The 6,000-nt window shown below is 57.9% G+C and carries 3 protein-coding genes; all 3 read right to left on the minus strand.

Translation table 11 applies throughout. The features are described from left to right. Positions 1–273: 273 nt before the first annotated feature. Positions 274–735, minus strand: a complete 462-nt coding sequence (locus tag AC13DD_RS12330) for a DUF2489 domain-containing protein (RefSeq protein WP_482931227.1) — start codon at positions 733–735, stop codon at positions 274–276. Positions 736–754: 19 nt separating this feature from the next. Continuing rightward, positions 755–3,049 (minus strand): molybdopterin-dependent oxidoreductase, encoded by a 2,295-nt coding sequence (locus tag AC13DD_RS12335; protein ID WP_482931228.1) that lies wholly within the window; start codon positions 3,047–3,049, stop codon positions 755–757. A 159-nt stretch (positions 3,050–3,208) separates the two neighbouring features. Beyond that, complete coding sequence (locus AC13DD_RS12340) at positions 3,209–5,815, minus strand: Ig-like domain-containing domain (protein ID WP_482931229.1); 2,607 nt, start codon at positions 5,813–5,815, stop codon at positions 3,209–3,211. Between the last annotated feature and the right edge of the window lie 185 nt (positions 5,816–6,000).

Genomic DNA, 6,000 nt, shown 5'->3' on the forward strand with positions numbered 1-6,000 from the left:
TATTGCAGAGTCGTCCAAACTTATCAGGAGAAAACAACGTTAGGTGGCACCTGCCGCAGATGATCGGTGCCCCCTTGCTTCTAATTTAGACCCTGATGGAAAAAAGAAAAGTCAACAGTTGTAACCTGGAAGGAATGATCGTCGTGTCAGTTTTTCACCGCGTCAGAACCTTTTGATTTCATGAGCTAAATTATTCTTTTTGTCGACCGAGTAGTTACAAAATGTTACAAAAATAAGGTCTGACCAGTTCCCTGGATGCTTGAATAGCTGACTCTAACCTGAAAAGGAGTGGTGTCGGATAGCGGTTGCGGCCCGGCGAATCGCATCGGCATGCTTCTGTTCCACTTCGAAACGTTCCTTGTCCATCTTGTCCACGAACTTTGTCTCAGTTGCTTGCCGTGCCCGGTGCGTGGGCATGTGCTGCAACTGGTCATGCACTTTCTGGAATACACCGAAAGGTGATTGCTCCAGCAACTCCGGAGCAATGTGATCGAGCAGGCCCTTGAGTCTGAGGCAGGCTTCCGAGTATTCGATCTGATCCTCTTCAACCGCCATCGCAATAACATGAACACTGCGGATCATGTCTTGTCTGCGGTTGGTCTGGAACGCCTCGGCTTTGGCCTGCCGTTTGCGATTTTCCGAAAGCAACCCCATCTGACGCCGGATGAAGACCGCCAGCAGAACGATGGCGATGAGACCAGCAATAATCAGACTCCACTGCAGCCACTGGGGCATTTTCAGCTCCTCTTATGAATCAGGCCCGTTTGCGTTGGCGCTCCGGGCGCCAGACTTTGACAGCAACGGACTGTCCATTCAATACGGAAGTGCCAGAGAGCGGATCAATTCGACCGTCGCTGAGCAAGTCGTTGATGCTGGCACCGGCATGGGCAGCCGCCACTGACTGGCCAGTGCCGTCGCGGTCATGGCCCCAGCCATGGGGAATGGATACCACGCCGGGCATGACATCCTCGGTAATTTCAACCGGCAAGACTATCTGCCTGGATTCCGAAGATATTTCTGCCGAGTCAGCGGCCTGCAAACCCAGGCGGCTGGCGTCTTTGGGATGAATCATCAGGGTGCACCGGTCCTTGCCCTTAACCAGCCGCTGACTGTTGTGCATCCACGAGTTGTTGCTCCGGACGTGGCGCCGGCCAATCAGTTGCAGAGACTCGCCGGCCGGTGCAGCCAGGGCCTCATGCAGCCTGCCAAGGTCGTCCAGGTAGCGCCTTGGCGCAAGGTTGATCTTGCCATCGCGGGTAAACAGGCGTTCAGGCAGGGACGGCTGGAGAGGGCCCAGATCGACGCCGTTCGGGTTGTCCTTCAGGGCACTCAGGGAAAGCCCTTTCGGTAGCTCCTGCCAGTGGCGGTTCAGGGGGCTGAGCTTGGCCAGTCCACGAAGCGGATGTCGTTTCGGCAGGATATCCATCACCAGATCGACCGCAGGCTGCAGCAAGCCCCGCGCACGCCCGGCATCAGCGCCATAGGGGCCGGATCGCAAGAGCAGATCAAGAATCGGGTCTGGCCCAATCTGCTTGAAGGCGCGCCAGCCGAGTTCCGCCCGAAGGGCCAGTTGCCCACCTTTCCGGAGCTTTTCCAACCGATGGGCCAGCTCCAGTAGAATCTGCCAGTCATGGCGGGCTCCCGGGCCGGCATCGAACAGTGCTTCGCTGTATTTGGCGAAATTGCGCACCGCAAACATGCTGAAAATCAGATCGTAGTGGCTGCGTTCCAGCGCCGCGGTCGGGGGCAGGATGATATCCGCATGCCGGGTTGTTTCGTTGAGGTAATAATCCACCGAGACCATGAAGTCGAGGCCGCCCAGGGCTTCCTCCAGACGTCGGCCGTTGGGGCTGGAGAGAACGGGATTGCCGGCAACGGTGACAAAAGCCCTGATCTGCCCATCGCCAGGGGTTAACATCTCATCGGCCATGGTGCTGGCCGGGTATTCTCCGCCGAATTCAGGCAGCCCCTTCACGCGGCTGTGGCGCTTGCCGAAGTGACCCTTCTGACCGGCCATGGCACCAAGCTCTACCAGATCAATCGCCGGCTGCGAGAACAGAACGCCGCCGGGCAGGTCCAGTTTCCCGGTCAGGATGTTGAGGCAATAGGCCAGCCAGGTTGCCACACCGCCAAAGGTCTGGGTGCTTGTCCCCATGCGCGTGTAAAGAGCCGCCTTTCGCGTGGTGGCGAGCTGTCGGGTGAGGGCGCGAATGTCCTCCGCGGAAATACCGGTGTGTGCGCTGACCGCTTCCGGGGTGAAGCTGAGAGCCGCCAGGCGCAGAAGGTCTGCGTCTTTCACCAGCCATTCCGCCGGACCGGGATCCACCAGCTTTTCTTCAAACAATGTATGCACCATGCCCATCATCAGCAGGGCATCGCTTCCGGGCCGGACGAAGTGGAATTCGTCGGCCAGCTTTGCGGTCTCGGTGCGGCGGGGGTCCACCACAACCATTCTGCCGCCGCGCTGCTTCAGGGCCTTGAGTCGCCCGCGGAAGTCCGGAACCGTCATCAGGCTGCCATTGGACGCCATGGGATTGGCGCCAATGCAGATAAACAGATCCGTGTGATCGATATCGGGAATGGGGAAAAGAACCTGGTGCCCGAACATCTCGAGACTGGCGAGCATGTGAGGCAGCTGATCGTTGGACGTTGCTGAAAACCGGTTCTGGGTTCCGATGGCTCGCAGCAATGGCATGGTGGCAACCAGGGAACCATGGTTGTGTACGTTCGGGTTGCCGAGGTAAACGCCGATGCTGTTGTGGCCGTGGTCCTGGCGGGTCTGGTGGAGCTTTTCGGCGACCAGGTCAAACGCCTCTGCCCACTCCATTTCCTGCCAGCCGGTCCCGGTTTTGCGTATGGGCTTTTTCAGGCGGTCCGGATCTTCGTGCAGATCCTGAAGCGCAACCGCCTTCGGACAGATATGCCCCCGGCTGAGCGGATCATTCTCATCGCCCTTGATGGAAGCAATCCGGCCGTCCTTCATTTCGATCGCGACACCGCACATGGCCTCGCAAAGGTGACAGGTACGATAGTGGGTGCCGTTTTCCATGAAGGGGCTCTCCTGAAGGGTTGTTGTTTTGCTATAGCAGTTTCAATCTGCAACCAGATTAGCAGTAAATGGCTTGGATGGGGAAATAACCACCGTTTGTACCCTGTGCAAAAAGGGCCAACCCGAAGGCTGGCCCTTTGCAATGGTTTCAGAGCATTTTTAATGCTCTGTCGGGATCTCTTTGACCGGGTTGGATATGAAGTTGAGGTAAACGCCCTGTTCGGGGATTTGCAGGGGCAGATCAATCGTCACGATTTCGCCGCCAGGCACTCCAAGCGCCCGCGCCCGGACATTAATGTCGACCAGGTTTGAGTTGCGTTGCTCAATCTGCATCCGGCCGTCATCGAAGAAGGTGATGTTGCCCTCCAGTTCAAGCACAAACTCCCGACCGTACAGGTCGTGGCGGCCTCCCAGCGGGATTTCCATATCGGGCGCATCGAGCATCAATTCGGCCCGGGTTTTGAAGACCGGCTGGCCATTTTCACCCTCGGTTATTACCCCGGGTATCAGGCCAGAGCGGCTGCAGCCCGGGCCGGAACACGCCGGGTCGTCCTTGGCATAGCGCATGCGGAGGACCTGGGTATTGGTAATGGACTCCTCCTGGAGTGGGATAAATCCAAAAACCCTAAGCTCTGTGAACACACTGATCGATGTGGTCGCCAACTGCGTGGGATACAGGTTCACCAGAATCCCCTCATCACCGGTTGGTTCATAAACGCCAGGGCCAATAACTTCCGTGTTGAGGGCGTAGGTCTGGTAGATGAACTTATCTTTTGGGCAACGCTCGCCGGTCTCGCAGCCAACCCGCGCATCGGCGGTACTGGCTACAATCACGGGCGGAGAGGCTGATGCTTCGTTATTGCGGACCCTCAGTTTCGTTGAATTGGCTGAAGCGGCCCAGCCCTCAGCGTCGCTGCCCTGGTGGTCAAACGGCTCAAGACAGTCCGGGTTAGTGTTGGAGTCACAGTCCACAATGAAGTTGGCATTGGTGTCGCGAACTGGCAGGTTTCGCAGAGGCGTGAAAACGCTGTCCAGAGGCTCGGTTCCGGTGAAATAGATCACCATGTCGTCCGGTCCGTTGTTGCCACCTCCGTCATCAAGCCCTTCAAGCAGGTCGGTTTTCAGTGCCAGGCCATCGGAATCGCAAACTGAGGTGTAGCTTCCAGTCGAGCAGCTTCCTGCATCCTCCGATGACTTCAGGGTGTACCGATAGTGTGCGTCGGCTTCCCAGGGCTGGTCCGGGTAGAACCGGATCCGCTGGAGATTCTTTTCAAGCCGGCCAGGTACGTTGCTTTCCACAACCGTGACCGAACCATTGGGTTCCTGCCTCACTTTCTCGACGATGAAGGTGTCTCCCTGAATAATGGAATTCAGGTCCATGGACTTGGAGAAGACAACGGTAATGGGACGATCTGACGGCATGGTGCTGACTGGTAGAGTGTCACCCACACCTCCATCGGAATAGCACTGTCCCAGTACGCCGGCGGAGAGATCCAGCAGACTATGATCGGTTTCGCAGGGGTAGCCCGGATAGGTGGTCAGGGCCAGGGCAGGGCGTCGGGTTACAGCGGAGCCGCCAATATCATCCAGTGAAAACTGTAACGGTGCCACGGTGGCTGAGTTGCCGGCCAGATCGGTCAAACCATCGATGACGATTTCGTAGTCAACGCCATGGCGCAGGCCATCGCCCGGATTCACGATAACGGCAGTTCCGTCCAGTTGTGTCTCAAGTGTCTCAACAGGAACACCATCCGCGAACAGTGAAATTCCGGTATCAATGGAGTCCGCGGCAAGCGGCTCATCAAAGAACAGAATGACCGGATCCCCGGGGCGCTGCATGGACTGGCGCGTATCCGGAATGGCGTTGTCCGGTCCGGGCATCCAGCTGATCAGGCTGGGGGCTGTGCTATCCAGCTCGCGGAGTAGCTCGGCGTCGAGAACCGAATCGGCATCGGTGGCCGCCTGAAGATGGAACGCGATGGTCGAGTCGGTGTACTCCTGGCCGAGAAGGTTTGGTTCCACCATTCCGATGGCATCGATGGTCAATACGCCATCCTGCACCAGCGCGATGCCCCGCAACTCGACCCCCATCAGATCCTGGGAGAGTGCAGCGTTGGGCTGGGCATTTTCGGTGTTCATGGCGACATCCATAAACAGCGTGATATGTCTGGGCGCGTTAATGTCATCGGTGTAGGGGTTGGGGCTCAGGTAGCCGGATGCGTCTGACAACATGGTGACCTTGATGTTGCCGGTGGTCTGAAGTTGGCCGGTCGCGGCGTCCAGCACAGGAACCTCGCCGCCCACCAGAACATCCAGACTGGTACTGTTCAGCACGCTGCCCCGGGCGATACGCAACGGAAGCGCTTCATCAGCCTCGAAGGCCGGCGCATAAGCCAGCTCTGCAAACAGATCGCCGGTCTGTTGGGAGGGGCCTGCTTCTCCCTGGAGCACCGAGTTGAGCGTGACGCCGTTAATGACCTGGCCGTTCAGGACTGATCGGGTGACGTCTTGCTCAGCAATACCTGCGGCCAGCCCGGAATCAACAGCAGACTGCTGAAGTACGACCGTTGGGCCTGTCTCGCGGGGCGTGAATGCGATTTCCTCACTGAACCGGTCTGCTTCGGGCGAAGTCAGGCTGGCCAGGTTTTCCAGGCGCAGGGTATAGGTCTGGCCGGTGTCCAGGATATCGTCCTTGCTGCCACAGTCCCTGGGATCCTCGACCACACAAGGGTCCACCGTTATCCGATTGCCTTTCACCAGAACCATCGCTGGAACAACCTCTCCGCTGCCATCCAGCAGCTGGATGGAACCGCCTAGGAGTCTGCGCGGCAGAAGCTACATTCTGGCACAATAGATCAAAATTCTTCAGCAACAGGATGACTGATGGGAACCACTTTCCGCCCGTATTCGCCTGGCCAGGAACTGCTTCTTCCCCCGAGCCTGAACGAGTG

This window comes from Marinobacter sp. L-13, from assembly GCF_056857715.1.